Origin of the sequence: Roseomonas marmotae, assembly GCF_017654485.1 — a bacterium.
Classification (GTDB): domain Bacteria; phylum Pseudomonadota; class Alphaproteobacteria; order Acetobacterales; family Acetobacteraceae; genus Pseudoroseomonas; species Pseudoroseomonas marmotae.
The window spans coordinates 144,723-171,316 of the sequence record NZ_CP061095.1; the positions used below are offsets into that span (position 1 = coordinate 144,723).

Annotated in this window: 24 protein-coding genes and 1 pseudogene; 8 read left to right on the forward strand and 17 right to left on the reverse strand. The window is 68.2% G+C overall.

Annotated features, from left to right (window positions below):
* Positions 1–72: 72 nt before the first annotated feature.
* The 5 genes from IAI58_RS21180 to hdhA all read right to left on the reverse strand — a co-directional run bounded on the left by IAI58_RS21180 (position 73) and on the right by hdhA (position 5,229).
* Positions 73–1,032 carry an alpha/beta hydrolase gene (locus IAI58_RS21180; RefSeq protein ID WP_207449615.1) on the reverse strand — a complete coding sequence of 320 codons (960 nt, stop codon included), beginning with the start codon at positions 1,030–1,032 and terminating at the stop codon, positions 73–75.
* 62 nt (positions 1,033–1,094) lie between these two features.
* Entirely contained in the window at positions 1,095–1,847 is a 753-nt protein-coding gene (locus tag IAI58_RS21185; protein ID WP_207449613.1) for a tellurite resistance TerB family protein, read from the reverse strand.
* A gap of 21 nt (positions 1,848–1,868) precedes the next feature.
* On the reverse strand, positions 1,869–2,336 hold the full coding sequence (locus IAI58_RS21190) for a MerR family transcriptional regulator (protein ID WP_207449610.1): 468 nt from the start codon (positions 2,334–2,336) through the stop codon (positions 1,869–1,871).
* 499 nt (positions 2,337–2,835) lie between these two features.
* Complete coding sequence (locus tag IAI58_RS21195; RefSeq protein WP_237182979.1) at positions 2,836–4,053, reverse strand: serine hydrolase domain-containing protein; 1,218 nt, start codon at positions 4,051–4,053, stop codon at positions 2,836–2,838.
* Positions 4,054–4,461: 408 nt separating this feature from the next.
* Positions 4,462–5,229: a 7-alpha-hydroxysteroid dehydrogenase gene (gene hdhA / locus IAI58_RS21200; RefSeq protein ID WP_207449607.1), complete on the reverse strand. Its 768-nt coding sequence runs from the start codon at positions 5,227–5,229 to the stop codon at positions 4,462–4,464.
* 42 nt (positions 5,230–5,271) lie between these two features.
* Between hdhA and IAI58_RS21205 the strand changes: the two genes are divergently transcribed.
* On the forward strand, positions 5,272–5,592 hold the full coding sequence (locus IAI58_RS21205; RefSeq protein ID WP_207449605.1) for a hypothetical protein: 321 nt from the start codon (positions 5,272–5,274) through the stop codon (positions 5,590–5,592).
* Here IAI58_RS21205 and IAI58_RS21210 read toward each other — a convergent pair.
* Both IAI58_RS21210 and IAI58_RS23625 read right to left on the reverse strand, forming a co-directional pair.
* Positions 5,589–6,638 (reverse strand): FkbM family methyltransferase, encoded by a 1,050-nt coding sequence (locus IAI58_RS21210; protein ID WP_208776299.1) that lies wholly within the window; start codon positions 6,636–6,638, stop codon positions 5,589–5,591. The genes IAI58_RS21205 and IAI58_RS21210 overlap by 4 nt on opposite strands.
* A gap of 399 nt (positions 6,639–7,037) precedes the next feature.
* Positions 7,038–7,295, reverse strand: a complete 258-nt coding sequence (locus IAI58_RS23625) for a hypothetical protein (RefSeq protein WP_207449601.1) — start codon at positions 7,293–7,295, stop codon at positions 7,038–7,040.
* Between IAI58_RS23625 and IAI58_RS23575 the strand changes: the two are divergent.
* Positions 7,224–7,509: pseudogene (locus IAI58_RS23575) on the forward strand (lysozyme). The gene IAI58_RS23625 and the pseudogene IAI58_RS23575 sit on opposite strands and share 72 nt — an antisense overlap.
* A 25-nt stretch (positions 7,510–7,534) precedes the next feature.
* On the opposite strand, the gene IAI58_RS21220 reads toward IAI58_RS23575, so the two are convergent.
* Positions 7,535–7,855, reverse strand: coding sequence for a hypothetical protein (locus tag IAI58_RS21220; protein ID WP_207449599.1), 321 nt, complete (start codon positions 7,853–7,855; stop codon positions 7,535–7,537).
* Between the two features lie 290 nt (positions 7,856–8,145).
* Between IAI58_RS21220 and IAI58_RS21225 the strand changes: the two genes are divergently transcribed.
* The 3 genes from IAI58_RS21225 (at position 8,146) to IAI58_RS21235 (ending at position 13,328) form a co-directional block, all read left to right on the forward strand.
* Positions 8,146–10,440, forward strand: a complete 2,295-nt coding sequence (locus IAI58_RS21225; protein WP_237182587.1) for a heavy metal translocating P-type ATPase — start codon at positions 8,146–8,148, stop codon at positions 10,438–10,440.
* 92 nt (positions 10,441–10,532) lie between these two features.
* Complete coding sequence (locus IAI58_RS21230; protein ID WP_237182980.1) at positions 10,533–12,728, forward strand: amylo-alpha-1,6-glucosidase; 2,196 nt, start codon at positions 10,533–10,535, stop codon at positions 12,726–12,728.
* A gap of 105 nt (positions 12,729–12,833) precedes the next feature.
* Positions 12,834–13,328: a cupin domain-containing protein gene (locus IAI58_RS21235; protein ID WP_207449597.1), complete on the forward strand. Its 495-nt coding sequence runs from the start codon at positions 12,834–12,836 to the stop codon at positions 13,326–13,328.
* A 74-nt stretch (positions 13,329–13,402) separates the two neighbouring features.
* On the opposite strand, the gene IAI58_RS21240 is transcribed toward IAI58_RS21235, so the two are convergent.
* A complete protein-coding gene (locus tag IAI58_RS21240) occupies positions 13,403–13,612 on the reverse strand; it encodes a hypothetical protein (RefSeq protein WP_207449595.1) in 210 nt (69 codons plus the stop codon).
* 390 nt (positions 13,613–14,002) lie between these two features.
* On the opposite strand from IAI58_RS21240, the gene IAI58_RS21245 reads away from it, so the two are divergent.
* Entirely contained in the window at positions 14,003–16,288 is a 2,286-nt protein-coding gene (locus IAI58_RS21245; RefSeq protein WP_207449593.1) for an FdhF/YdeP family oxidoreductase, read from the forward strand.
* Complete coding sequence (gene fdhD, locus IAI58_RS21250; RefSeq protein WP_207449585.1) at positions 16,285–17,094, forward strand: formate dehydrogenase accessory sulfurtransferase FdhD; 810 nt, start codon at positions 16,285–16,287, stop codon at positions 17,092–17,094. Before IAI58_RS21245 ends, fdhD begins: the two co-directional genes overlap by 4 nt.
* Before the next feature lie 13 nt (positions 17,095–17,107).
* On the opposite strand, the gene IAI58_RS21255 is transcribed toward fdhD, so the two are convergent.
* From IAI58_RS21255 to IAI58_RS21265, 3 genes are all read right to left on the reverse strand, one after another.
* Positions 17,108–17,862, reverse strand: a protein-coding gene (locus IAI58_RS21255) for an IS5 family transposase (RefSeq protein WP_208776015.1) whose coding sequence is annotated in 2 segments (ribosomal slippage) — positions 17,108–17,529 and positions 17,529–17,862 — 756 coding nt in all. Because the reading frame shifts where the segments join, the coding sequence is not laid out codon by codon here.
* Between the two features lie 77 nt (positions 17,863–17,939).
* On the reverse strand, positions 17,940–18,938 hold the full coding sequence (locus IAI58_RS21260; RefSeq protein ID WP_208776300.1) for a DUF2891 domain-containing protein: 999 nt from the start codon (positions 18,936–18,938) through the stop codon (positions 17,940–17,942).
* Positions 18,935–19,960, reverse strand: coding sequence for a P1 family peptidase (locus IAI58_RS21265; RefSeq protein WP_207450855.1), 1,026 nt, complete (start codon positions 19,958–19,960; stop codon positions 18,935–18,937). Before IAI58_RS21265 ends, IAI58_RS21260 begins: the two co-directional genes overlap by 4 nt.
* Positions 19,961–20,053: 93 nt before the next feature.
* Here IAI58_RS21265 and IAI58_RS21270 point away from each other — a divergent pair, with 93 nt between their 5' ends.
* Complete coding sequence (locus tag IAI58_RS21270; protein WP_237182671.1) at positions 20,054–21,631, forward strand: ABC transporter substrate-binding protein; 1,578 nt, start codon at positions 20,054–20,056, stop codon at positions 21,629–21,631.
* Between the two features lie 4 nt (positions 21,632–21,635).
* Here IAI58_RS21270 and IAI58_RS21275 read toward each other — a convergent pair whose 3' ends face one another.
* The 5 genes from IAI58_RS21275 to IAI58_RS21295 are packed head-to-tail and all read right to left on the reverse strand — an operon-like array spanning position 21,636 to position 26,510.
* Positions 21,636–22,628 (reverse strand): Bug family tripartite tricarboxylate transporter substrate binding protein, encoded by a 993-nt coding sequence (locus tag IAI58_RS21275; RefSeq protein ID WP_237182981.1) that lies wholly within the window; start codon positions 22,626–22,628, stop codon positions 21,636–21,638.
* Between the two features lie 30 nt (positions 22,629–22,658).
* Positions 22,659–23,795, reverse strand: a complete 1,137-nt coding sequence (locus tag IAI58_RS21280) for an iron-containing alcohol dehydrogenase (RefSeq protein ID WP_207450851.1) — start codon at positions 23,793–23,795, stop codon at positions 22,659–22,661.
* A gap of 6 nt (positions 23,796–23,801) precedes the next feature.
* Positions 23,802–24,692, reverse strand: a complete 891-nt coding sequence (locus IAI58_RS21285) for an isocitrate lyase/PEP mutase family protein (RefSeq protein WP_207450849.1) — start codon at positions 24,690–24,692, stop codon at positions 23,802–23,804.
* A gap of 31 nt (positions 24,693–24,723) precedes the next feature.
* Positions 24,724–25,221, reverse strand: coding sequence for a 3-isopropylmalate dehydratase small subunit (locus IAI58_RS21290; protein ID WP_207450847.1), 498 nt, complete (start codon positions 25,219–25,221; stop codon positions 24,724–24,726).
* Positions 25,218–26,510 carry an aconitase/3-isopropylmalate dehydratase large subunit family protein gene (locus IAI58_RS21295; protein WP_207450845.1) on the reverse strand — a complete coding sequence of 431 codons (1,293 nt, stop codon included), beginning with the start codon at positions 26,508–26,510 and terminating at the stop codon, positions 25,218–25,220. The genes IAI58_RS21290 and IAI58_RS21295 overlap by 4 nt, the downstream gene beginning before the upstream one ends.
* Positions 26,511–26,594: the final 84 nt, after the last annotated feature.

The window sequence follows — 26,594 nt, forward strand, 5'->3', positions numbered from 1 at the left end:
TGTCGGGGGCCATTCGGGCTGCCTCTTCCGCCAGGGCAGGGCGGGTTGTCCAGTCCTGCCTGCCATGCCCGCTCAGTTGAGGTAGCGCGCGATCGCCGCCAGCACGTCGCCCTGCGCCTGCCGCGCCTTGGTAAGCAGCCTGGTCTGGCCCAGAAAGCCGTGCGGCACGCCGGAATAGACCTTCATCTCGTGCGGGACGCCGGCCGCCGTCAGGCGCCGGCCGAATTCCAGCGTGTCGTCCAGCAGCGGGTCCAGCCCGGCGGCCAGCAGCAGCATCGGCGGCAGCCCCTCGAACCGCGCATGCAGCGGCACGGCGCCGGCGTCGTCCCGCGCCGTGCCACCGAGGTAACTCGTCCAGAACCATTCCATCCGCTCGGTGGAGAGGCCGAAGCGCCCGTCCCCGAACGCGCGGTGGGACGCACTCTCATGGTTGGCGGAGAGCATGCCGTAGACGATGGCGCCGAAGCGGGGCAGCGGGTCGCCGGCATCCCGCAGCCGCAGCAGTGCCGCCAGCGCGGCATTGCCCCCGGCGGAATCCCCGCCCAGGCCGATCCGCCCGGGGTCGATGCCCAGTGCCGTGGCCTCAGTCTGCAGCCAGCGCAGCACCGCCACCACCTGCTCCACGGCGGTGGGATAGGCGTGCTCGGGTGAGAGGGCATATTCCAGCCCCACCACCACGATCCCAGCCTGATCGGCCACCTCCCGCTTCCAGCGATCCATGCTGTCGATATTGCCGACGGTGAAGCCGCCGCCATGCACATGCAGGTAGGCCGGCAATGTCCCGGCAACGCCCCTGGGGCGGTAGAGCCGCACCCGCACCGGCGGCGAGATGGGCAGGCTGTGCTCGGCGGTCTCCGTCTCCGGCCCCCCTTCGTTCAGGAAAGCCTGGAAGCGGTAGGTGGCGGCACGCGCCTCCCCGATCGGCAGGGTCAGCACGTCGCCACTGCCCAGGCCCCGCTCGCGCAGCATGTCCTGCGCGGCCAGGACCTCCGCATCGGGCTGATGAGGATCGGTGGGGGAGAGGTCATTCATCGCCGCACGGTCTCCGAAGGAGCCGGCAGCTTGGCAGAGCGTCCAGGGCCGCGCCAGCCGGTTCAGGCGCCGGAAGCAGCCTCGGCCTGGGCGTTGAGATGCGCCGCCAGATCGGCCGGCAGCTTGAGCCGGTGCGCCAGCGCATCAAGATAGGCGTGTTCCGCCGGGTGGTCGGGGTCGATGGCCAGCCGGGTGGCGAGGTAGAGTTCCGCCCCCTGTTCCTGCGTCCGCGCGCTGGCGGCGATGGCGTTCAGGTCGGTCGGCTGGGACAGTGCGTCGAAGACCAGGGCCTTGGCCTCGGCATCCAGCCCGGCCTGCTCGACATGCGCGAAGATGGCCTGCTGTTCCTCGGCATCCACATGGCCGTCGGCCTTGGCAGCGCCGATCATGGCGCGCACCAGCGCCAGGGCGAAGGGCTGACCATCGGCCGCAGGAAGGGCAGCGCCGAAGCCGGCATCCGCCGCCTGCACATCCTGCACCGTCGCGGGGGCGGCGCTGGCGGGGGCCTGGCCCTGCTGCCAGTTCTGGTAGGCGCGATAGGCCAGGGCGCCCAGCGCCGCCGCGCCGCCATGGCTCAGCAGCCCGCCGACGCCCTTGCCTTTCTTGCGGCCGCCCAGCAGCAGCCCGATCAACCCGGCGCCGGCCGCGCCGCCCAGTATCCCTCCGGGTATGCCGCTGGAGGCACCGGCACTCTGCTGCCCCCAGGGCGAGGCACGCTTTCCACCGGTCATCTGGCCCAGCAGCGAGCCGAGTTGGTCGCCGCCCTTGGAACCGGGGCCGAGGAAGCGGTCGAGAAGCATCTTGGGGTCGATCATGCTCCGGAGATCGGGATGGAATTACAGGGAATCAATATCCGCCGACCCCGCTGACACACGGCCGTGGCTGGGATCGAGACAATGTGCGTGGCTGGCATCGGCCAGCACCTCGATCACCCGGCACTGGCCGACGGTATGGCCATGCGCCTCCAGCATCCGCCCCAGCTCCGCCTTCAAGGATTCCAGCCGGGTGATCCGGCTGGTAACGGCGGCCAGCTGCTGCCGGGCGATGGCATCGGCATCGGCGCAGGGAGTATCCGGCCCGGCCTCGGCCAGCCGCAGGAGGTCGCGGATGGCCTCCATAGAAAAGCCCATGTCCCGCGCATGGCGGATGAAGGCGAGGCGCCGCCGGTGCGGCTCGGCATAGAGGCGCTGGTTGCCGGAGGTGCGCGGCGGCGCGGGCAGCAGCCCCACCGTCTCGTAATAGCGGATGGTGCGGATATTGGTCCCGGTCAGCCGGGCGAGCTCACCGATCGGGAAATGGGCCATGGTTGGAAACCTCCAGCGGCTGGAGGTCGTGATATGGGCGCGTATCGAAGCCTCTTGAACCTCCAGCCGTCGGAGATCTGGCAGGGCCCGTCAACCAGCGCTCTTCTGCTTTGATCCTGCCGGGATTCCCCTGCTTTGACATGGTAGCCTGAGGTGTCGACATGGTTGACTTGTTCCGGCTGACAAAGGTGCGGGCCTGGTATCCCGCCAGACGGCATCGTTCTGGCAGCGCCAGATGACGGCTTCCATCATGTGCCGGAGAGGATGGTGCTGCGCCCTGAGGCCTGGCGGCGGTCCAGGCTGGGGCACCACGAATCAGCGACAGGTCCTGCCTCTCCGCCTCCTGGGATCTCATCGCGGGCCTGCCAGGGACATGTGGAGACAGATCTCAAAGGTTCCTGAGGGATCCTGCCGATTTCAGGATGATTCGCGATGAAGGTCGGCACATTTCCAGCTTCGCCGCGATCCTCAGAGGCCACCGATGCACCGGCATCTGCACTCACCTCGATTTCAGATACGCTGCCACGGCCCGGAATGCAGGGAGCGAAGTGGGATCGATGAGCGGATTTTCTGCCCGCGGGTAGGATGCGAAGCGCACCAGAACCATCTGTGCTGACGGATCCACATAGATTGTCTGCCCATATACGCCACGGGCGGCGATGATGCCGTCATCTCCGGGATAGACCCACCACATGCTGCTATACTTACCCCCCACCAGCGCGGGGTAGGCAGTGCCGAACTTCGCGGGATCGCCGCCGGCGCGAATTCGCCGCACTACCTCGGCCGGAAACAGGCGCTCTCCATTGATGACGCCTTCGTTCAGCATGAGGAGACCGATCCGGCCCAGGTCGCGCAGGCCGGCGCTCAGTCCTCCGCCGGCATAGGGAACGCCTTCACCGTCCACCGTCATATAGGCACTTTGCTCGGCCCCCATCGGGCGCCACAGCCTTTCGGAGGCGAGATCCGTTACCGACTTTCCGGACACGCGCGATATGATCCAGCCCAGCACGTCCGAGTTGACGGTCTTGTAGTGGAACGCCTCACCATGCCGACCCTGCGGCTGCAGTTGCTGGAGATATGCCCAGTATCCGTTCGGGCCTGTGTAACCCTGCGGTTTCGGAAAGGGACTGGCGGCAGCTGAATAGGCCCAGATGTCGGCATTCGGGTCTGAGTAGTCCTCGGAGTAGCGAAGGCCGGTGGTCATATCCATCACCTGCCGGACCGTGGCGGTAGCAAAAGCACTGTTCCTGATCTCCGGGATGATCTCCGACACCAGAGCCGATTCGTTGAGCGCTCCTTCCACGATCAGTATCTCGGCGAGCAGACCGGTGAGCGATTTCGTCATCGACATGGCGGCATGCTCGCCATCGTCGCCGAGGCAGCCGAAATACCGTTCATAAACCACCCGGCCCTTGTGCAGGATCAGCATTCCGTCCGTGTAGTTGGCATAGAACGACTCTTCCCAGGTCATCGCTTTGTCGCCGCCGATCGGCATGAACTTCACTGCATCGATCGACCGCTGCGCATCTTCCAGTTCCTGTTTCGGGAGATACTGAAGCGGAACAGGTGCCCCAAGGCCGCGGCTGATCCTTTCGGTCGGGAGCAACTCACGCATATGGCACACGGACCAGCGTAGGCGTGGAAAGCTGAAATAGACTGATTCGGGCTGAGTGATGATCCTGTCTTTCGGCGGCGGGAAGCCCTGCATCCATCCCATCGTTATGGGGTTGGACTCCTGCGCCGACAGTGGAGGGGGCGGGGTGGAAACTCCTTCAACTCCCTGGCCAGATGCCCCGGATGTTGGTCCCAATATCATGGCAAGCCCCGTTACAAGGATGGAAGCATGAGGATTCGGCCAAGGCATCGACGAGTTCCCCTAACGGTGGAATGCCCGAGTGAAGGCACTTCAGCCACGCGTTCCCGGCTTATCCTGAACAGCACCGGGCGTGCCCGCGGCTTGCATGAGGCAGTTGGGGGCGCGACATGCGGTGTGCGAGGTGGCCTCCATGCACACTGCCGGAAGCGTGTTGATCGCTCAGCTCCCGGTTATGCCTTCCCTGAGGACTGTCAGGGACGTTGTCGACCAGGGTGAGCACGACCATAGAGACGCCCATGATGCAGCCCATCAGTCCAGTTCCTGCACGCCGCCCCCGGAGACCGTGAGAATCTGCCCGCTGATCCAGGAGGCGGCCGGGGAGCACAGGAAGAGGGCTGCGTTAGCGATATCCTGAGGCTCCCCCAGGCGCTTGAGGGGGGTATGGCGTAGCATCTCCTTCTCGACCTCGGGCGTGAGCACGCTTGCCAGCGCATCCGTGCGGGTCGCACCCGGCGCGATGGCGTTGACCCGGATACCATGTGGGCCAAGGTCGAAGGCCATGTTGCGGGTCAGGTGATTCACCGCCGCCTTGGATGAGCCGTAGGACGTCATCCGCACATTACGGTTCTCGCCGGCCATGGAGGAGATATTGAGGATCGCGCCATGGCCCGCCGCTGCCATATGAGGCGCGGCCAACTGCGACAGGCGGAAGAGCGAGAAGAGGTTGAGCTCGAAGGCCCGGCGAAAGTCGTCCATGGGCATGTCGAAGGGTTTTGGTCCGCCGCCTCCTGCATTGTTGATCAGGACCATGAGGCTACCGAAATGCGCGACCGCTGCCTGCACGGCAGCCTGCAGATCGGCCTCCTTGGTGACGTTGCAGACAATCGCTGCAGCTTGGCCTCCCGCCTGCCTAATCCCTGCCGCGACCGTTTCGGCGGCCTCGGCCTTAAGGTCGCTGACCACCACAGCCGCGCCGGCTCCGGCCATGGTCTGGGCGATGGCCCGGCCGATGCCAGCGCCTGCTCCTGTGACCAGCACGACGTCGCTATCCAGTCGGAACTGCTTGGGATCAAACACGTCCGCACTCCGTCAAACACAAACAAAGTGCAGGCCGCCGTTATGCGTTTCTCCCTCAGGAAGTTACTTCTTCGCAATGCCATGGTCCGCTTGCCGGACGAGGCGGCCGGCAGCGAGGTGCTGAGCATCACCTCTGGCCCCAAGGCAGTGGAACAGTGGCTCCGCGCCTTCAACGCCGCCGATGCCCACCGTCAGCGCATGCTCGGCGGAAGGATACCCGGCCAGCTTCTCAAAGAGCGCCTCCGGATACAACGAAAGCTCGCCCGACCAGGAACACCCGAAGGTCGTGCCGGGTCAAAGGACATCGCCCACGCATGCCTCATTGCTGAGGGCGCCAAGGCGGTTTCACAACCGGACAGCTAGCGGCGGGAGTTGCGGAGCACCAAGGTCCCGTCATGCTCCACCATGGCAACCAGTGACTTTGCGCCCTGCCTCCACCTGAAGCGGGGAGGCTTCTCGTTCTCCAGCACCCACTCGTTCTGGAAGAAGAGTTGAATGAGCTCCCCATGCAGCCTGCTGTCATGGGTGCCAATGATGACGAAACGGGCGCGCTCGTTCAGGCTCGCAATGCCTGCACGGCATACATCCAGCTCACCGCCCTGGATATCGATATGAACGAGATCATAGATGGGTTCAGCGGCGAGAAGACTGTTGATGCCGAGGACCCTGACATCCATCCAATCCTGGACCTGCCGCCCGATATGGTCGGTTTCCGCATTCTCGGCCTGCGGCGCCGAGCCCCAGTCGCCAGCAGGATCCGGCACCCTTGGCCAGCGTGCCGTGCCGTCCTCGGCCCCGACAGCGGCAAGATACGCTTCTGCGCTCGGCGAGGTGAAGCCATGGTCGTGCAGATGCTCGACGAGAAAGGCGTGATGCCCCGGGTCGGCCTCAACCGCCCTCAGGCGGATCTCGGCAATGCCGAGATGCCTCGCGGCGACGCCGGCGGCAACAGACCACGGCCCCCAGCCGGCACCCAGTTCGAGCGAGACGAAGCGCCCCTGAGCCGCCAGCACGGCCTTGAGCGCGCCGATCCACTCGACCGCCTCAGAGTGCCAGCCGTCGGTAGGAACAGGCAAGCCGAGCACTCGCCCGGCCAGTCCCTCGCTGCCCCGCACATACCGGGTCGGCATCTGCACGCCCAGAAAGTTGGTAATGCATCCCGGGCGCGGCTCTCGCCGGATATCGGCGAATGGCGCGAATACCTCGAGGTCGGCTTCCGTGAAGCCGGTGTAGACGGAGAGGGGATCAACCTGCGGCGAAGGCGCCGGCTTTACCTGCGGGGAGGCGAGTGGCTCCAGCTTCTGCATCGCCGCCTCAATGAGGGTAAGGCGCTCACTGAATTCCTCGACGATGCGAGGCATGTAGGCTGCACGCCTTATCCACCTTCGTGCGCGTTGGATCATCTTCATCCAAAACCTTTCCGGCCTCGGCACATATTTGACACAGGCAACGACCAACGTCGACGCTGCGTTTCCCGGGGGTAGAGAGTTTCAAGCGTCGCGTCGTGCGCTTTTCAGAGAACGATAACTCATGCTTATCGTGTCTCAGGAATGAGAGAGCGCGATTTGCCTTATTCTCTGGGCGTTTGAGCGAAAGCTTTAGATTCAGCGGTTTTTCCCGTTCTGCTGAGATGACGAACCGGCCGCTGGCACCGCCCACGCTCCGGCAGTGGCGTCCGTGCCTGGCGGCCACCATCCCGCGCAGGTGGCGTCGTCATATGAGGCAGGGGAGGTGATCCCCGCCCCGGCGAATACTCCGCTGCCGGTCGGGCCTCACATCCCGCCGGCGGCCATCACGCTCCTGTACCACTATGAGAGTTGCGCCAGGCGGCTGCCGTCCAGGCTGATTGGTCCGTGTCTGGACGGCACGGGCATCGCGACCATCGGCTGGGGCAACACGCGCTGGGAGGATGGGCGGGTGGTGAAGATGACCGATCCGCCCATCACCAGGCGCGGGCCGACGCCCTGTTCGAGACCATCCTGGCGCAGTTCAACATGCGGGTGCGGGAACTGCTGCCGGCCGCCGTGGATGAGGACGCCCACGCCGCGTGCTTGAGCCTCGCCCATCACATCGGCACCGGCGCCTTCGCCGGCTCAACCGCGCTACGCAAGCTCAAGGCGGGGGACCGACAGGGCGCGGCCACAAGCCCTCCAGCTCTGGAACAAGGCCGGCGGCAAGGTGCTCAAGGGCCTCCAGCGGCGACGGCGGGCTGAGTCCCTGGTCATGCTGGGCGCGGCGGCTGAGAGCGCGATTGCAGCCGCGGCGCGGGATTTTCCGTGAGCCGGCGCGGATGCGGGGGGGGTGATCAGACCCGCTGGGTGACGCGCGCCCACAACTGATCCAGCCAAGACAGCAGCCCCCGCTCCGCTGGCTTTTGGCACCCCTCGGCCATGAGCCAGTCGAGATACGCTTCCTTGCTCGGAAAAATGAGCTTGCGGTCGTCCACCGTGACGTGGTGCGCCGACATGCCGTATGGATGCAGCCGCATCAGGCGGCCCGCGCGCATCTCGCCGATATACCAGCGCTCCTCGTCCACGTATGGCGGCATCGCGTCTTCGTTAGCTGGCGGCATCCGCTCCGGCAGACGCGGCCAGTTCCAGCGACGGCTCCCCTCGGCCTTGAGCATCCCCCACCCCCAGCACTGCTGATGCCGCTTTTCGTTTCCGTCACAGTACACAGGAGCGTTACTCGCGGGAAGAATGATTCTAATCAGAAACGAAAAGTGCTTCTGGCAGGCCGGAGCTTATCACTGCGAACAAATGAGGAACAAGGCTTTGTCACAAGATCCCGGCCGCCCGATATCAGGCGACGGGGCCGCAGAATTTGGAACACTCAACTCTTTGATATACCGCCTCTTGAACCTCCAGCCGCTGGAGGTCCCATAACCAGGGCCAGCAGCAGGATCGGAGGCCGAGGATGGCGCGGGAGACAGAGGCGAAGATGCTGGCTTGGCGGGTGGAGGGGATGGATTGTGCCGCCTGCGTCGCCAAGGTGGAGAAGGCGATCGGCCGCCTGCCTGGCATCTCCGACATCCGCGTCAACCTGATGGGGGAGCGGCTGAGCCTGCGCCGCGAAGAAGGCGGTGCCACGGCCGAGGCCATCGAACGGCGCGTGGCGGCGCTGGGCTATCGCCCGACCCCCGTCTCCCCAGTCCCCCGCGACCACGATCACGCGGATGAGCATGGGCATGGCGCCGGCTGCTGTGGCCATGATCATGACCATCGGCACAATCACGATCACGGCCATCACCGCCATGGACCGGATGCGCCCCGGCTGCATTCACATGGAGGCATCGTTCATGCCCATGGCGCCGAGGATGAGGAACTGGCCGCCGGCATGCCCTGGTGGCGCACCGGCAAGGCGCGGCTGGTCTTCCTGATCGGCGGGCTGGTGGCGCTGGCCTGGGCGCTGGCGCATCTGATGCCGTCGCTGGCGGGGTGGTTCTGGCTGGCGGCGACGCTGGCGGGCCTCTTTCCCTTCGGCCGCCGGGCCCTGTTGCTGGCCCGCGCCGGCAGCCCCTTTTCCATCGAGACGCTGATGTCCGTGGCCGCGCTGGGCGCCATCCTCATCGGCGCGGTGGAGGAGGCGGCGCTGGTGGTCTTCCTCTTCGCGCTCGGTGAGGTGCTGGAGAATGTGGCGGCAGGTCGCGCCCGCGCCGGCATCCGAGCCCTGGTGGAGCTGCTGCCCCGCAGCGCGCGGCGGGAAACGCCTTCCGGCGGGACCGAGGAGGTACCCGCCAGCGCCCTGCGCCCCGGCGACATCGTGCGCGTCCGCCCTGGCGACCGCCTGCCTTGCGACGGCGAGATCCTGGAAGGCCGCTCCGCCATGGATGAAAGCCCCGTGACCGGGGAAAGCATGCCCGTGGCGCGCGGCACGGGGGATGCGGTCATGGCGGGCTCCATCAGCACCGACGGCGCGCTGCGCTTGCGCGTCACGCGCGGGGCCGGCGCCAATACCCTGGCTCGCATCCAGCGGCTGGTGGAGGAAGCCACGGCCTCCCGCGCCCCCACCCAGCGCTTCATCGAGCGCTTCAGCGCCTGGTGGACGCCTGCCGCCATGGTGGCGGCGGCATCGACCATGCTGATACCGCCGCTGGCTTTCGGGGCTGAGTGGGGCACCTGGTTCTATCGAGGCCTGGCGCTGCTGCTGGTGGCCTGTCCCTGCGCGCTGGTCATCTCGGTGCCGGCGGCCATGGCCTCCGGCCTTTCCGCCGGCGCGCGGCGCGGGCTGCTGGTGAAGGGCGGTGCGGCGCTGGAGGCGATCGGTGGCGCCAGGACCATCGCCTTCGACAAGACCGGCACGCTGACCGAGGGCCGCCCGCGCGTGACCGACCTGCTGCCCCTGGGCGCCACCCCGGCCGAGGAGGCACTCCGGCTGGCGGCGGCGGTGGAGCAGAGCTCAGGCCATCCCCTGGCGAAGGCCATCCTGGCGGAGGCAGAGGCGCGTGGCATCACGCCGCCCCCGGCTGCCGGCGCCGGCGCCCTGGCGGGCCGCGCCGCCCATGCGGTGGTGGAGGGGCGGGCCGTCTCGGTCGGCAGCCCCCACCACGCCGCCGAGTCCGGCGCCAGCCTGGACGAGGCGCGGGTCGCGGCGCTGGAAGCCGAGGGCAAGACGGTGGTGGCCGTGGTGGCCGATGGCGTGGCGCTGGCCCTGATCGCCCTGCGGGACGAGCCGCGCGAGGATGCCGCCGCCGGCATCGCCGCCCTGCGCGGCCTGGGGCTGCGCCCGGTGATGCTGACCGGCGACAATCCGCGCACCGGCGCCGCCATCGGCGGGGCACTGGGGATGGAGGTCGAGGCCGGGCTGCTGCCGGCGGACAAGCTGCGCCACATCGGCCGGCTGAAGCAGGGAGGCGCGGTCGCCATGGTGGGCGACGGCATCAACGACGCGCCCGCACTGGCCGCCGCATCGGTCGGCATCGCCATGGGCGGCGGCACCGATGTGGCACTGGAGACCGCTGACGCGGCCCTGCTGCGCGGCCAGCTCTCCGGCGTGGCGGAGCTGGTGGCGCTCTCCCGCGCCACGCTCGCCAATATCAGGCAGAACGTCGCCATCGCCGTGGGGCTGAAACTGGTGCTGCTGGTCACCACCCTGCTCGGCGTGACGGGCCTCTGGCCCGCCATCATGGCGGACACCGGCGCCACGGTGCTGGTGACGCTGAACGCGCTGCGCCTGCTTGCCTGGCGCCCCCGCCTGCCCGGATCACACTGAACCGACTTCGAAACGGACCACCGCCGAGAGGGCGGCGGGGCTGGACATCCGCTCCGATCGCTCGACATGCTGCACAGCCCGGAGAAAACATTGTGCAGCCACGGCCCAGACCACAGACCGAATCCGCCCCTGCCGCCCAGGCCTCGCTGCAGGAGCGGCGGCCGCGCACGCTGAAACATGGGGACAGCTTCGGCCTCTTCGACCGCTCCGGCGACCTGGATGGCCTGCCCGGCAGCCCGGAAGGGCTTTACCACCTCGATACCCGCTATCTCTCCCGCCTGCGCCTGCTGGTGAACGGGCAGTCGCCGGTGCTGCTGGGCTCGGACCTGAATGTCGAGGATACCAGCCTGACCTGCGACCTGACCAATGCCGCCGTGCCCGGTACTGCCGAGGACGGGACGGCCCGCGGTCAGCTGCATCTCCGCCGCAGCAAGTTCGTCTGGAATGGCGCCTGCCATGAACGCATCGCCATCCGCAACTTCGGCGACCAGACCCTCTCTGCGCGGGTGGACTTCGCCTTCGGTGCGGATTTCGCCGATCTCTTCGAGGTGCGTGGCCGCACGCGCCCCAGGCGGGGCAGGATGCATGAGGCCGGGATCGGCCGGTCAGAGGTGGTGCTGCGCTATACCGGGCTCGACGAGATCACCCGCAGCGCCCTCCTGGGCTTCTGCCCACAACCCGCGAGCATCGGCCCAGCAGAGGCCTGCTATACGCTGACGCTGCCGCCGGGTGGGCGGGAGGTACTCTTCCTCTCCGTCAGCATGTCCGAGGCACCCGCCGGGGAGGCCAGGCCGCCGGAGGAGCCGCCGCTGGCGCCCAACCACGCTTTCCATGCGGCGCTGCGCGCCTCCCGCCGCGCGCAGCGGCGGGCCACGGCCCGCGCCGCGAAGGTCGAAACCTCGCACGACATCTTCAACGAGGTGCTGCGCCGAGCCGCCGATGACCTGGGCATGCTGCTGACTGAGAAGCCCGGCGGCCCCTATCCCTATGCCGGCATCCCCTGGTTCAGCACCGCTTTCGGCCGCGACGGGCTGATTACCGCCTGGCAGGTGCTGTGGTTCGACCCGGCCATCGCACGCGGCGTGCTGCATTTCCTGGCCTCCACCCAGGCGGAAGCCGAGGATCCGGCCAATGATGCCGAGCCCGGCAAGATCCTGCACGAGATGCGGGCCGGCGAAATGGCGCGGCTGCGGGAGGTGCCCTATGGGCGGTACTACGGCAGCGTCGACTCCACGCCGCTCTTCGTCATGCTGGCCGCCGCCTATCTGGACCGTAGCGGAGATACCGCGACGCTGCGGGACATTTGGCCCAATGTCGAGGCCGCGCTGGGCTGGATCGACCGCTATGGCGACCGGGACGGCGACGGCTTCGTCGAATACCAGCGCCGCACGCCGCAGGGGCTGATCAACCAGGGCTGGAAGGACAGCGGCGACAGCATCTTCCACGCCGACGGCAGCCTGGCCGAGGGGCCGATCGCCTTAGTTGAGATGCAGGCCTATGTCTTCGCGGCATGGCGTGCCGCCGCGCGGATCGCCCGCGTGCTGGACCTGCCGGCGCGCGCCGAGGGGCTGGAGGCTCGCGCCGCCCGGCTGCGGGAGGATTTCGACGCCGCCTTCTGGGACGAGGCGCTGGGCACCTATGTCCTGGCGCTGGATGGCGCCAAGCGGCCCTGCCGCGTCCGCAGCTCCAATGCCGGCCATGCGCTCTTCGCCGGCATCGCCAGGCCGGAGCGTGCGGCGCGGCTGGTGCGTACCCTGATGGACCCCGCCAGCTTCTCCGGCTGGGGCATCCGCACGCTGGCGGCGGGCGAGGTCCGCTACAACCCCATGAGCTACCATAACGGCTCCGTCTGGCCGCACGACAACGCCCTGATCGCGGAGGGCTTCTCCAACTATGGCTACCGGGCCGAGGCCGCGCGGGTGCTGGAAGGAATGTTCGGCGCTGCCGAGCACCTGGAGCTGCGCCGCCTGCCGGAACTCTTCTGTGGCTTTCCCCGCCGCAAAGGTGCCGGCCCGACGCCATACCCCGTGGCCTGCGCCCCACAGGCCTGGGCAGCGGTGGCCCCGCTCTCGCTGCTCTCCTCCTGCCTCGGGATGAACTTTTCTCCGAAGATCGGCTGCGTCGGCTTCCAGCGGCCGTCGCTGCCTTCCCTTCTGGATTCCGTGGTGCTGCGGGACCTGCGGCTGGGAGAGGCACGGATCGATATCGGCTTCCACCGGGTGGACCAGGAAGTCGGCATGGCGGTGCTGGCACGGCAGGGAGACATCCGGGCCACCATGACGAGCTAATAAGCACGAATGATATTCGGGCCTTTAAAATAGACCAGAATTCAATCGTGATTTAAGATCGCGCTGCCCCCACCCAGGGGGTGCCAGAGAGAAGGATCTCCAGACATGCCGCATGACGGCCACGACCATTCCTCGTTGCAGGGGCCGCCGGACGGCTGGAAGCATACGGGCGTCCGGGTGATCCCCGGCGGCAGCCTGGACGAGAACACCGCCCAGACACCGGGAATGCACCGCGCCGCCGCCATCAACCTGGCACGGGTGGGCGCGCAGAAGATCTGGGCCGGCACGGTACACATCCACGCCAATGCCAAGACCGGGGCCCATCATCACGGACCGCTGGAGAGCGTAATCTATGTGGTGAAGGGGCGCGCCCGCATGCGCTGGGGCGAGAACCTGGAATTCGTCGCCGAGGCCGGACCGGGCGACTTCATCTACGTGCCGCCCTACGTGCCGCATCAGGAGATCAATGCCTCCAGCGACGAGACGCTGGAATGCGTGCTGGTGCGCAGCGACAACGAGGCGGTGGTGGTGAACCTGGATATCGAGCCGGCGGAGAAGCCGGAGAACGTGCCCTGGATCGACCCGATCCATAAGGCCTAAATCTGTCCGGGCGAATCGGAAAGGGGCGCCGGTGGAAACCACCGGCGCCCCTTTTGCCTTCGTTCCTGCCGGGTTCAGGCCGCGTGGGCGGCGGAGCTGGCCGAGTCCTGGTGGCGGGCAGCGACCAGCCGGGCCACGCGCGCGGCCTCGTCCGGGCTGGGGAAGGTGGCGCCATCCAGGTCATCCACCACCGGGTCCACGGCGCGGAAGCGCCAGCCGGTAGGATGTGAAACGGCAACGCCGACGAAGCGGCCCGCGACGTCGATAGGACGGGAGGCGATCATGGTCGGAAGATCCCTTACCGGCGCACAAGGCGGCCGGGCGACGGAGTTCTGGCTAAGGTCAGGGAGGGCTGGACGGCGCTTTCAGCGCCGACAGCACATTCGCGCCCTGATCCGAGCGGGCTGCGCCAGGGTCCGGCAGGCGGGACGGCGCTTTAGCGTTTGGTGACGCGGTGCAAGCTGCATAACTCAAATCCCCGCGGGGCCTGGAGCCCGTGATAACGAGTAGCCAAGCCTACCTGCGCCTCGTTATCCGATATTGCAAGTGAAATTTATGTTCACACGTTTTTAATGAGTATATCATGCGGCGCCGGCTGAACCGCGACAGGCAACAATCGCCGCAGTCGAGGGTTCTTTCTCCGTGGTCCCGCCGGGACAGGAGAGGGCTGAGCCATGAGCGACGGAACCCGGATTGAACCCTATGAAGGCCCGGCGGGCGGCTGGGGGTCGCTGAAATCGGTGGAGGGTATCCTGCACCGGGAGGGCAGGCTGGTGGGCGGCAACGCCATCCTGATGAAGCAGAACAAGCCGGACGGCTTCGGTTGCGTGAGCTGCGCCTGGGAGAAGCCTGCGGTGCCGCACACCTTCGAATACTGTGAAAACGGCGCCAAGGCGACAGCCTGGGAGATCACGTCCAAGCGTACGACAGCGGATTTCTTCGCGGCCCACAGTCTGGCGGAGCTGCGCGGCTGGCGCGACCACGACCTGGAGGCGCATGGGCGTCTCACCCAGCCGATGCGCTGGGACCCCGAGACGGACAAGTACCGGCCCGTCAGCTGGGACGATGCCTTCCAGGAGATCGGGGCCGAACTTCGCAGGCTTGAGCCGGACCAGGCGGTCTTCTACGTCTCCGGCCGCGCTTCGCTCGAAGCTTCCTACATGTGGGGGCTTTTCGCGCGGCTGCATGGCACCAACAACCTGCCCGACTCCTCCAACATGTGCCACGAGAGCACGTCGGTCGCGTTGCCGGAGAGCATCGGCGTGGCGGTTGGCACCGTATCGTTGGATGATTTCCACCATAGCGACTGCATCTTCTTCTTCGGGCAAAATCCGGGCTCGAACAGCCCGCGCATGCTGCACCCCTTGCAGGAGGCATCGAAGCGCGGCGTGCCCATCATCACCTTCAACCCGCTGCATGAGCGCGGCCTGGAGCGGTTCCTGAATCCTCAGGCGCCGCTGGAGATGCTGACGGGTTCGGAAACCCGCATCTCCACGCAGTATCATCAGGTGAAGGCGGGGGGCGACATCGCCGCCATCATGGGCATGTGCAAGGCGCTGATCGAGGCGGACGATGCCAAGGGCGGCGGCGTGCTGGACCACGACTTCATCGCCCAGCACACCTCGGGCTTCGAGGATTTCGCCCGCGCGGCACGCGATACCGAATGGGCGGAGATCGAGCAGGAATCCGGGCTGACGCGAAAGGCGATGGAAGCCGCGGCGCGCTGCTACGCCCAGTCCAAGGCGGTGATCGGCATCTACGGCATGGGCCTGACGCAGCACCGGCGCGGCGTCGAGAACGTGCAGATGCTGGCGAATCTTCTGCTGCTGCGCGGCAATATCGGCAAGCCCGGGGCCGGCATCTGCCCGGTGCGCGGCCATTCCAACGTGCAGGGCCAGCGCACCATCGGCATCACCGAGAAGCCGGAACTGGTGCCGCTGGACAGGCTGGCCGAGCAATACAATTTCCAGCCGCCCCGCAGCACCGGCCTGAACACGGTGGAGGCATGCCAGGCCATCATCGACGGGAGCGTGCGCGCCTTCCTGGCCCTCGGCGGCAATTTTATTCGTGCGGTGCCGGAGACACAGGCAATGGAAGATGCCTGGCCCCGCCTCAGGCTTTCGGTGCAGATCGCCACCAAGCTGAACCGCAGCCATCTGATCCCCGGCGAGGTGACCTACTTGCTCCCCTGCCTCGGGCGGATCGAGATCGACCGGCAGAGCACCGGCGCGCAGGGCGTCTCGATCGAGGATTCCAACGGGCAGATCCATCCCTCGCGCGGCATTGCCGAGCCGGCGGGGCCGCATCTGCGCTCCGAGCCCGCCATCATCGCCGGGTTGGCCAAGGCCACGCTGCCCATGAATGCACGCGTGCCCTGGGACGAGTGGGTTGCGGATTACAGCCGCATCCGCGACGCGGCGGCCGAGACCTATCCCGATATCTTCGTGGATTTCAACGCGCGGCTGCGCCAGCCCGGCGGCTTTCCGCGCCCCCGCGCGGCACGGGAGCGGGTATGGAAGACCAGCACCGGCAAGGCCAATTTCATCAGCCCCGCCGGGCTGCGCGCCGACCCCGATGTGCCGCTGGACCGGGAGGGCGTGCTGCAACTGATCACGCTCCGCTCCAACGACCAGTTCAACACCACTGTCTACGGCTATGAGGATCGCTTCCGCGGCGTCAGCGGAACGCGTGACGTGGTCTTCGTCAGCCGCAACGACATGGTGCGCCTCGGCCTGGAGGAAGGTCAGGCGGTCACCCTCGCCAGCGCCGCGGGGGATGGGAAGGAGCGGCAGGTCAGCGGGCTCCGCGTGGTGGCCTATGACCTGCCGGACGGCTGCATCGCCGCCTATTATCCCGAATGCAACCGGCTGATCCCGCTCTGGCACCATGCGGAGCGCAGCAAGGTGCCGGCGGCGAAATCGGTTCCTGTCCACATCCAGCCGGAGGGGAGGGCGGCATGACCAGCGGCGTGCGTCACGCCCCGCGCCGGGTCTGGCGCCGTGGCGGGTGGCAGGAGGGCGACCGCGCCCTGCCGGAGGAGGTGCCCGTCGCCTTCACCTATGATGGCGCCGCCCATGCGGTGATGATGGCAACCCCGGACGACCTGCGGGACTTCGCCATCGGATTCAGCCTGACGGAAGGGATCCTGAGCAGCCCCGAGGACATCGAAGCCCTGGAGGTCGTATCTCTGCCCACGGGCATCGATCTGCGATTCTGGCTGCATCCCGGCCGGTCTGAGGCGCTGGCGGCGCGGCGGCGGCGCATGGCGGGGCCGGTGGGCTGCGGCATGTGCGGGCTTGAAACACTCTCTCAGGCACGGCGGGTGGTGCCTCGCGTGGGGAAGGGCATCACTCTTTCACCGGACAGGATCGAGGTGGCGCTGGCGGCCCTGTCCTCGGCCCAGGCGCTGCATGCACAGACCCGCGCCGTCCATGCCGCCGGCTTCTGGCATCCCCGGCTGGGGCTGGTGGCGCTGCGCGAGGATATCGGCCGCCACAATGCGCTGGACAAGCTGGCCGGTGCCCTGGCTACCCGGCGGATGGTCGCCGAAAGCGGGATGGTGATGGTGACCAGCCGCATCTCGGTGGAACTGGTGCAGAAGGCCGCGATGATGGGCGCCACGGTGCTGGCCGGCATCTCGGCCCCCACCATGCTGGCACTGGAGGTGGCGGAAGCCGCGGGCATCACCGTCATCGGCATCGCCCGGCAGGACGGGTTCGAGGTCTTCACCCATCCCGCCCGGGTGCGGGACATGGCTCCGGCCTAGGTAGGGGACTCATTCAGATCCACTCTGTGACGGCGGCGATCAGCGCGAGTGAGGCCAGGTAGTTCTGGGCCAGGCGGTCGTAGCGGGTGGCGACGCGCCGCCAGTTCTTGAGGCGGCAGAACAGGCGCTCGATCTGGTTGCGGCGCCGATAGGCCTGGCGGTCGAGTGGGTAGGGCCTGGTGCGGGTCGCGGTGGAAGGGATGACGGCCTTGATGCGGCGCTCCTTGAGCCAGCGCCGCAGGCTTTCGGCGTCATAAGCCTTGTCTGCGATGAGGCACTTCGGTGCGGCCACGGCCCCGAGCAGTGGCAGCGCCATGCTGATGTCGGCGGTGTTGCCCGGCGTCAGCGCGAAAGCGACCGGTCGGCCGCGATCATCGGCCAGACAATGGATTTTCGAGGTGCGGCCGCCGCGCGAGCGGCCAACCGCCTGCGTCCACTCCCCCCTTTTCCACCCGCGGCCGAGCGGTGCGCCTTCACGTGGGAGCTGTCCAAGCTGAGTTCCTGAGGTATCTCGCCGGAGGCGGCCATCTTCGCGAACAGGCGCTGCCACAGACCACGTCCGGACCACCTGTTGAAGCGATTGTAGATGGTGGTCGGCGGACCGTAGGCCGCAGGCACATCGCGCCAGCGGCAGCCGGTCTTGAGCACGTGCAGGATGCCGCTGATCACCCGCCGGTCATCCACGCGGGGCTTGCCTGGCCTGCCGCGCGGCAGGTGTGGCTCAATGGCAGCCCAAGCCTCATCCGACAGCCAGAACAACCGCGCCATCTCAGCCTCCTGAGCCGTTCAAACCCGTTCAGGAGATAAAACACCAGCAGCGCCAATAAGTTGTATGGGTTCCCTACCTAGGCTTCCAGCGCCAGCACGGCGAAGCTGGCCAGCCAGTGCTCGCCCATGTAGTCGCCGGCGACATGCGGCAGGCCGGCTGCCAGATGCGTATCGGCCGCCTCCAGCGCCAGCGCGCGGCGGGGGTGGCCCTCCGGCAGCGCGGCGGCCAGGCTGCGCCAGCACCAGGCGCGGCTGAGGTTCAGGCCGTCCAGGTGCACGATCTTGCCGTCGCTGCGGTCGCTGACGGTCGCGGGTGTGAACAAGGTCGCCGGTTGCCGCTGCTCCAGGCGCGGCAGGAAGCGTATGAACCAGGGCAGGAACTCCCCTGCGGGCAGCAGGCGGCGCATGCATTCCGCCTCCATCAATGTGGGGGAGAGGAACTCGTCCCCGCCCGGCTCCCAGGCCTGGCAATCCGCATCCCCCGCGTGCCAGCGCCACGCAGCGTCCCGCGCCATGGCCAGCAGCCCGGCGTCTTCCATGGCCTCCGCGTAGTCGGCGGCGAGCGTCAGCGCGAAGCCCGTGTTGAAATGCGTGCCGACACGGAGGGGATAGGTGGCGCGGGGCAGGAAGGCCTTGAAGCGATCGGCCATCATCCCGGCCAGCGGCGCCAGGAGGCGGGCATGCCGGTCGTCCTCGTGGCGCGAGAGTTCCTCTGCCAGCTTCAGCAGCCAGGCCCAGCCATAGGGGCGCTCGAAGCCACGGGCTGCCGGGCGGCGCAGATAGGCGCATTCGCCCTCCACATTCTCCGGCGTGAACTGCGCGGTGAAAAGCGCGCGGATCTCTTCCGCCGGCGCCATGGTGGGGAAGCGCCGCAACAGCCGCGCCAGCATCCAGTAGCCATGTACGCAGGAATGCCAGTCGAAGCTGCCGTAGAAGATCGGATGCAGCGCGCGCGGCCCCCGCACATCCTCCGGCCCGGCGAGCACATGGTCCAGCTTGTTGGGGTATTCGCGCGTCACATGCCCGAGGGCGATTCGCGCCAGCCGGGCGGCGAGATCCTGGTCCAGCCGCATCATGCCGCCGCTCCCCCGCGCGGGGCCTGCCCGAAGCGGTCGCGCCACGCCGGCTGCGCGCCGGGCCAGGGCAGCGCGGTGGCCTCGAAGACCGCGCGGGCCACGGCGCGGGCCATGACCTGCGTCGCAGCATGGCCCAGCAGGGTGAGGGCGTGAACGGGATGCTCCAGCGGATGCTGGCCGGTGGCGGCGGCGAAGACTGTGTCGCCGTCATTCGGCGCATGGGCGGGCAGGATGGCGCGTGCCAGCCCGTCATCGGCCATCAGCGCCAGGCGGCGTGCCTGGGGTTTGGTCAGGGCCGCATCCGTGACCACCAGCCCGATGGTGGTGGCCGTGCCCGGGCTGCCCTTCAGCCGGGGGCTGCGGTGCTCCGGCAGGAAGCGCGGCGGCAGGCCCTGGCCGCCGAATTCGGCACCCTCCTCGAAAGGCGCTGCCCAGAACCAGGGTCCATCCCCCACCAGGGGCGAGCCCACTGCGTTCACCGCCACGATGGCCGCGACGCGGTGGCCCAGCGGCGTCACGGTGCTGGCCGAGCCCAGGCCGCCTTTCACGGTGGCCGTGGTGGCCCCGGTGCCGGCGCCGACCGAGCCGAGCGCGAAGCCGCCCGCCGCGGCGGCGCGCGCGGCCTGGTAGCCGAGGTCCCGGTACGGGCTGAAGCGGCCCCAGTCCTTGTCGCCGCCATTCAGCAGGTCGAAGAGGATGGCCTGGGGCGCCAGGGGGATATTGATGCCGGCGAAGGCGATGCCGCGCCCGTCCTCCCGCAGCGCGGCCTGCACTCCGCCCGCTGCGTCCAGCCCGAAGGTGGAGCCGCCGGAGAGCACGATGGCATCCACCCGCTCCACCGTCATCTCGGTGCGCAGCAGGTCGGTGTCGCGCGTGCCGGGAGCGCCGCCGCCGATCTGCACAGACGCCACGGCGGGCTGGTCGAAGATCACGGCGGTGACGCCGGAGCCCAACGAGAGGTCGGTGGCATGGCCGACACGCAGGCCAGGGATATCAGTCAAGAGGTTCAGCGTCTCACTCATGGCATCTATGATGCGCTCCCCAAAGGGTATCGGCCAAGGTTTTCCGCTCCGCGAAACCGGCCTATGGGTGCGGCCGATCCGACGGAGGCCCTCATGCCCGTTTCACGCCGCCTGCTGCTCGCCGCCCCCGCTCTCCTGGCGGCGCCACGCCTTGCCCGGGCGCAGAAGGCCAATACCCTGCGCTTCGTGCCACAGTCGGACCTGTCGATCCTCGATCCCGTGCTGACCGCCGCCTATGTCACGCGCAACCACGCCATGATGGTCTTCGACACCCTCTACGGCATGGACGCGCAGTTCCGCATCCAGCCACAGATGGTCGAAGGGCAGCGGGTGGAGGAGGATGGGCGGCGCTGGACCCTGATGCTGCGCCCTGACCTGCGCTGGCATGACGGCACCCCTGTCCTGGCACGGGACTGCGTGGCCAGCATCCGCCGCTGGGCGGTGCGGGATGGGCTGGGGCAGACCCTGATGGCGGCGACGGAGGAGCTTTCCGCCCCCGATGACCGCAGCATCGTCTTCCGCCTGAAGCATCCCTTCCCGCTGCTGTCCTACGCCCTCGGCAAGCCGGGCTCGCCGGTCTGCGTGATGATGCCGGAGCGGCTGGCGCAGACCGATCCTTTCAAACCCGTGGCGGAGATGATCGGCTCCGGCCCCTTCCGCTACAATGCGGCCGAGAGGCTGGCCGGGGCGCGCGTGGTCTATGACCGCAACCCCGGCTATGTGCCGCGCGGGGGCGTGTCCAGCTTCACCGCCGGCGGCAAGGTGGCGCATTTCGATCGGGTGGAGTGGCTCGTGCTGCCCGACCCTTCCACCGCCGCCTCAGCGCTGCGGGCCGGCGAGGTGGATTGGTGGGAGGCGCCAGGCTTCGACCTGCTGCCCATGCTGCGCCGGGGCGGCGAGGTGAAGGTTACCTTGCCGGACCCCACAGGCTTCATCGGCACCATGCGGATGAACCACCTGCAGCCACCCTTCAACAACCCGGCGCTGCGCCGGGCCGTGCTGCCGGCGTTGACGCAGTCGGATTTCATGTCGGCGGTGGCCGGCAATGCTCCGGGCGGCTGGCGCGACGGCGTCGGTTTCTTCTGCCCCGGCACGCCCATGGCCAGCGACGCCGGCATGGCGGCCCTGACCGGCCCACGGGATATCGAGGCCGCGCGCCGGGCGGTGGAAGCCTCCGGCTATGCAGGGGAGCCGGCGGTGGTGCTGGCGCCGACCGACTTCCCCAACCTCAAGGCCCTGGCCGATGTGGGCGCCGACCTTCTCTCGCGCATCGGCATCAAGGTCGATTACCAGGCCATGGACTGGGGCTCGGCCATCCAGCGGATCGGCAAGACGGAGCCGGTGGAGCAGGGGGGATGGAGCGTCTACCACACCTTCTGGTCCGGTCTGGACCAGTTGAACCCGGCGGTGAATGCCTCGCTGCGCGCCAATGGCCGCGCGGCCGGGCGCGGCTGGCCAGACAGCCCGGCGCTGGAAGCGATGCGCGAAAGCTGGCTGGCGGCCGGCAGCGAGGCCGAGCAGGTGGCCATCGCCGCCGGGATGCAGCGGCAGGCCTTCGAGGACCTGCCCTATGTTCCCCTCGGCCAGCTGCTGCAGCCGACGGCCTTCCGCCGGGACATCCAGGACATCCCGACGGGCTTCGCCGCCTTCTGGAGCGTGCGGCGGGGCTGAGGGCTTATTCCGTGCGGATGCCGCCCGCACGGATCACCTTGGACCAGCGGTCATATTCGGACTGCAGGAAGGTGCTGAATTCGGCGCGCGTGCCGCCGATGACGCGGCCGGCCTGGACTTCCTCCACGGCCTTCCGCACTTCCGGCACCGCCGCGACCTTGTTGAAGACCTCGTTGATGCGGTCCGCCAGCGCGGGGTTCATGGCGGGCGGGGCGACGACACCGTACCACACCGCCGCCTCGAAGCCCGGAATGGCGTCGCGCGCCGAGGGCACGCCGGGAAGCTGGTCGGTCGTGTCGCCGCCCATGGCCACGGGACGCACCTGGCCGCCCTTGATCATCGGGAAGGCGGAGGCGAGGCTGGGGAAGGAGAACTGCGCGTCGCCGCGCATCACCGCCGTCACCGCCTCGGAACCGCTGCGGTAGGGCACGTGGACCATGGTCGTCTTGGTCTGCTGCTCCATCAGCGCCATGGCGAGGTGGCTGATATTGCCGACACCGGCGGAGGAATAGACGAAGCCCTCGGGCTTCGCGCGCGCCGCGGCGATGATCTCGGCCAGCGTCTTCTCCTTCACGGAGGGATGCGCGATCATCACGGCATGCAGGACGGCGCCCTGCATGATCGGCGTGAAGCCGGTCAGCGGCTCGTAGGAGAGCTTAGGATTCAGCTCCTTGCCGACGACATTGGCGCCGATATCGGCCATCATCAGCGTGTAGCCATCAGCCGGCTGGGTGTTCGTATAGGAACCCGCCACCATGCCGCCCGCACCCGAGCGGTTCTCCACCACCAGCGTCTGGCCGTTGGCGAATTCGGAGAAGCGCTGCGCGAAGAGGCGGGCCAGCGTGTCCACGGCGCCGCCGGCGCCAAAGGGCACGACCATCTTCACGGGGCGGTCGGGCCAGGACGCGGCCGGCGACTGGGCCAGGGCGGGAGTCGCGAGCAGCCCGGCCGCGAGCCCGCCGAAAGCCCGGCGGGTGATCTTCGTTATCGTTGTCACTGGAATTTCCTCGCTATAGTCAGGGAAGAGTCAGAAGGCCTCTTCGTAAAGGCGAAGCGCATCCGCCTCTGTCAGTTCCACGGGATTGTTGATCAGCAGGCGTTGCTGCTGCATGGCATCGGCCGCCAGCTGGGGCAGGCTGTCGCGCGTCACCTGCAGCTCATGCAGGCGCTTCGGCATCTCGCAGCCCGCCACCAGCCGCTCGACGGCGGCGAGGAAGGCCTCGGCCGAATGGCCCTCGGCACCCACGGAGGGGGCCAGCTCGGCATAGAGCGGCGCGGCGGCGCTGAGGTTGAAGCGCAGCACCGGCAGCAGCATCAGCGCGTTGGAGAGCCCGTGCGGCACGTGGTAGCGGCCGCCCAGCGGATAGGCGAGGGCATGCACGGCCGCGACCGGCGCATTGGCGAAGGCCATGCCCGCAAGGCAGGAGCCCAGCAGCATCGCGCCGCGCGCCGCCTTGTCCTGCCCATCCTTCAGCACCACCGGAAGGTTGGCCGAGAGCAGCGCGAGCGCCTGCTTGGCCAGCACGTCGGAGAGCGGATTCTTCAGGCGCCTGCTGGTGAAGGCCTCGATGGCATGCACCATGGCGTCGATGCCGGTCGCCGCCGTGACGGCCGGCGGCAGGCCCAGCGTCAGGTTCGGGTCCAGCAGCGCCACGTCCGGCAGCAGGCGGCGGGAGACGACGCCCTTCTTTTCCTCGGTCGGCGTGGTGACGATGGAGATCGGCGTCACCTCGGACCCCGTGCCGGCGGTCGTCGGCGCCAGGATCAGCGGCAGGCGCGGCCCCTGCGCGAGGTCGACGCCATAGATCGTCGCCAGCTCGCAGGGGGAGCGAAGCAGGTAGGCTACCAGCTTCGCGGTATCCATGGCGCTGCCGCCGCCGATGGCGAAGACGCCATCGACGCCGGCCGCGCCGAGCTTCTCCACCGCGGCCAGCACGATCCGCTCCGGCGGGTCCGCCTGCACCTCGTCATAGACGGTGACGGCGATGCCGGCGGCACGCAGGCGCGCCTCCACGGGCGCCACGAGGCCGGCACGGACCAGCCCCGCATCGGTGACCAGCGCGACATGCCGGACACCGAATTCCGCGAACATCGCGGGCAGGTCATCCAGGGCACCGTCGCGCAGCACGATCCGCGGGGTGGTGGAGAAGCTCATCGACAGCATGATGGATTACTCGGCGGCCTGCTTGGGCTCGTCGCGGGCCCAGCGCTTGTCGAAGTCCCAGACCTCCGGGAAGCCCATCAGCTCGTTCATCTTGGCGAAGTCGTAGATGACGCCCTTGTCGAGGCTGTTGGTGTCGCCTTCCTTCAGCAGATGCGCGTAGGAACGCTCCAGCGCCGCCGCGACCGTCAGGAAGCCGATGGCCGGATAGATGGCGATGTTGAAGCCGAAGGAGGCCAGCTTCTCGGCGGAGAGGATCGGCGTGCGGCCGCCGCCATCGACGTTATTGGCCAGCAGCGGCGCGTCGATCTCCTGGCCGATGCGCTTCATCTCGTCCTCGGATTCCGGGCTCTCGATGAAGACGATGTCGGCGCCGGCCTTCTGGTAGAGCTTGCCGCGGCGGATCGCCTCGTCCAGGCCCAGGCTGGTACGGGCATCGGTGCGGGCGATGATCAGGAAGTCATCGCTCTTGCGCGCCTCGGCGGCCACCTCGATCTTCAGCGCCATCTCCTCGGCGGGGATGACGCGGCGGCCCGGGGTATGGCCGCACTTCTTCGGCACTTCCTGGTCCTCGAGCTGGATGGCGGTGACGCCCGCCGCCTCATAGCCCATGACGGTGTGGCGCACGTTCAGCAGCCCGCCATAGCCGGTATCGGCATCGCAGATCACCGGCGTCTTGCAGCCCTGGGCGAAGCGGCCCATGCGCGCGACCATGTCCGTATAGGTGGCGATGCCGGCATCCGGCACGCCCAGATAGGAGGCGACGGTGCCGTAGCCCGTGGCATAGAGCGCGTTGAAGCCCATACGGTCGGCCATGCGCGCGGAAATCATGTCGAAGATGCCGGGGGCGACGATGAACTTCTTCGCCGCGATGGCGGCCTTCAGGCTGGGATCGGCCATGGATCGTGTCTCCTCTAGAGAAATTGGTTGTTCAGGCGGCGGCCAGGGCTTGGCGCACGCGCGATACCAGTCCGCCGGCGGCGAGGATGGCGCGCACCTCGTCGCCCAGCGGCGCGGCCTGCCAGCTCTCGCCGCCCTGCGTCACGGCCATGCGGTCGAGGTCGACTCCGGCCTCCTCGCCCTCGCGCAGCGCCTGGGCGGCGTCGGGGCAGAGGATGACGGGCAGGCCGAGATTGACGGCATTGCGGAAGAAGATGCGCGCGGCGCTGACCGCGACGATGGCCGAGACGCCCGCTGCCTTCAGCGCGATCACCGCATGCTCACGCGAGGAGCCGCAACCGAAGTTCCGGCCGACGGCCAGGATGTCGCCGGGGCGGACCCGCTTGATGAAGCCGGGGTCGAGGCCCTCCATGCAGTGGCGGCCCAGTTCCTCCGGCTTGCGGAGGGACAGGTAGCGGCCGGGCAGGATGACATCGGTGTTCACCTCGTCCCCGAAACGGTGGACGCGGCCCTGAAAGACCAAGCTCATGCGGCCTTCTCCAGCATGCGGGCGACCTCGTCCGGCGGGACGATCTCCCCGGTCACGGCGGCGGCGGCGGCGACCCAGGCATTGGACAGGAAGACCTGGGAGTCCGGGTGCCCCATGCGGCCGCGGTAGTTGCGGTTGGTGGTGGCGATAGCCGTCTCGCCCGCCGCCAGGATGCCCATATGGCCACCGAAGCAGGCGCCGCAGGTGGGAGTGGAGATGGCGGCACCGGCCTCGGCGATGATGTCCAGCAGGCCCTCGGCCAGGGCCTGACGCCAGATCTTCTGCGTCGCCGGCACCACCACCATGCGCACGCCCTGGGCGACCTGACGCCCGCGCAGGATCTCGGCCACCTGACGCAGGTCCGTCATGGTGCCGTTGGAGCAGTTGCCGACGTAAACCTGATCGACCTTCTGGCCGCGCAGCGCCTCTACCGGCACGCCCGAGGCCGGGGAGGGCGGCTTGGCCACCATCGGCGTCAGGCTCGAGAGGTCGATCTCGATCCTCTGGCGGTATTCAGCATCGGCATCCGGCATCACCGCCGGGGCGGCCGGCACGCCGCGCTTCACCATATCGGCGGTGGACAGCGCGTCACCTTCGAAGACGCACATATCTGCGCCGCCCTCGACCGCCATGTTGGCGACGGCCATGCGTTCGTCGATGCCCAGCGCGGCCACGCCCGGCCCGCCGAATTCCAGCGAGGCATCCGCCGCGCCATCCGAGCCGATGCGGCGGATCAGCTCCAGGATCACGTCCTTGCCCGTGACGAAGGGGCCGGGCCTGCCGGTCAATTCGACCCGGATGCTATCGGGAATCCGCATCCAGAGCCGGCCCAGGGCCAGCGCGCCCGCGAGGTCGGTGGAACCGAAGCCGATGCCCAGCGCGTTGAAGGCGCCGGCGGTGCAGGTGTGGCTGTCGGCGCCAAAGACGATGGTGCCGTGGCCGACCATGCCGAGTTCCGCCAGCAGCGTATGCTCGATGCCGCCGCGGCCGGGCTCGTAGTAATGCGGAATGCCATGCTTGCGGGCGAAGTCGCGCGTCATGGCGATGGCGCCCGCCGCGGTCACGTCGGGCGCCGGCGCGAAGTGATCGGCCACCAGCACGATGCGCTGCGGGTCGAAGGGGCGGGCGGCGCCCATGGCATCGAACTGCTCGAAGGCCAGCGGGCCGGAGACATCGTTCAACAGGACGACATCCGGCCGGATGGTGGCGATGGCGCCGGGGTAGATCGCCTCCGGCCCTTCCACCGCATGCGCGGCCAGGATTTTCTGTGTGATGGTGCCGTGCTTCATGCCGACACCCTGCAGGGACCGCTGGCCGCTGGCCGCATGGCGCCTTCCTCCCGAATCTGCTTTGCCTGGCCTTTGCCAAGCCTT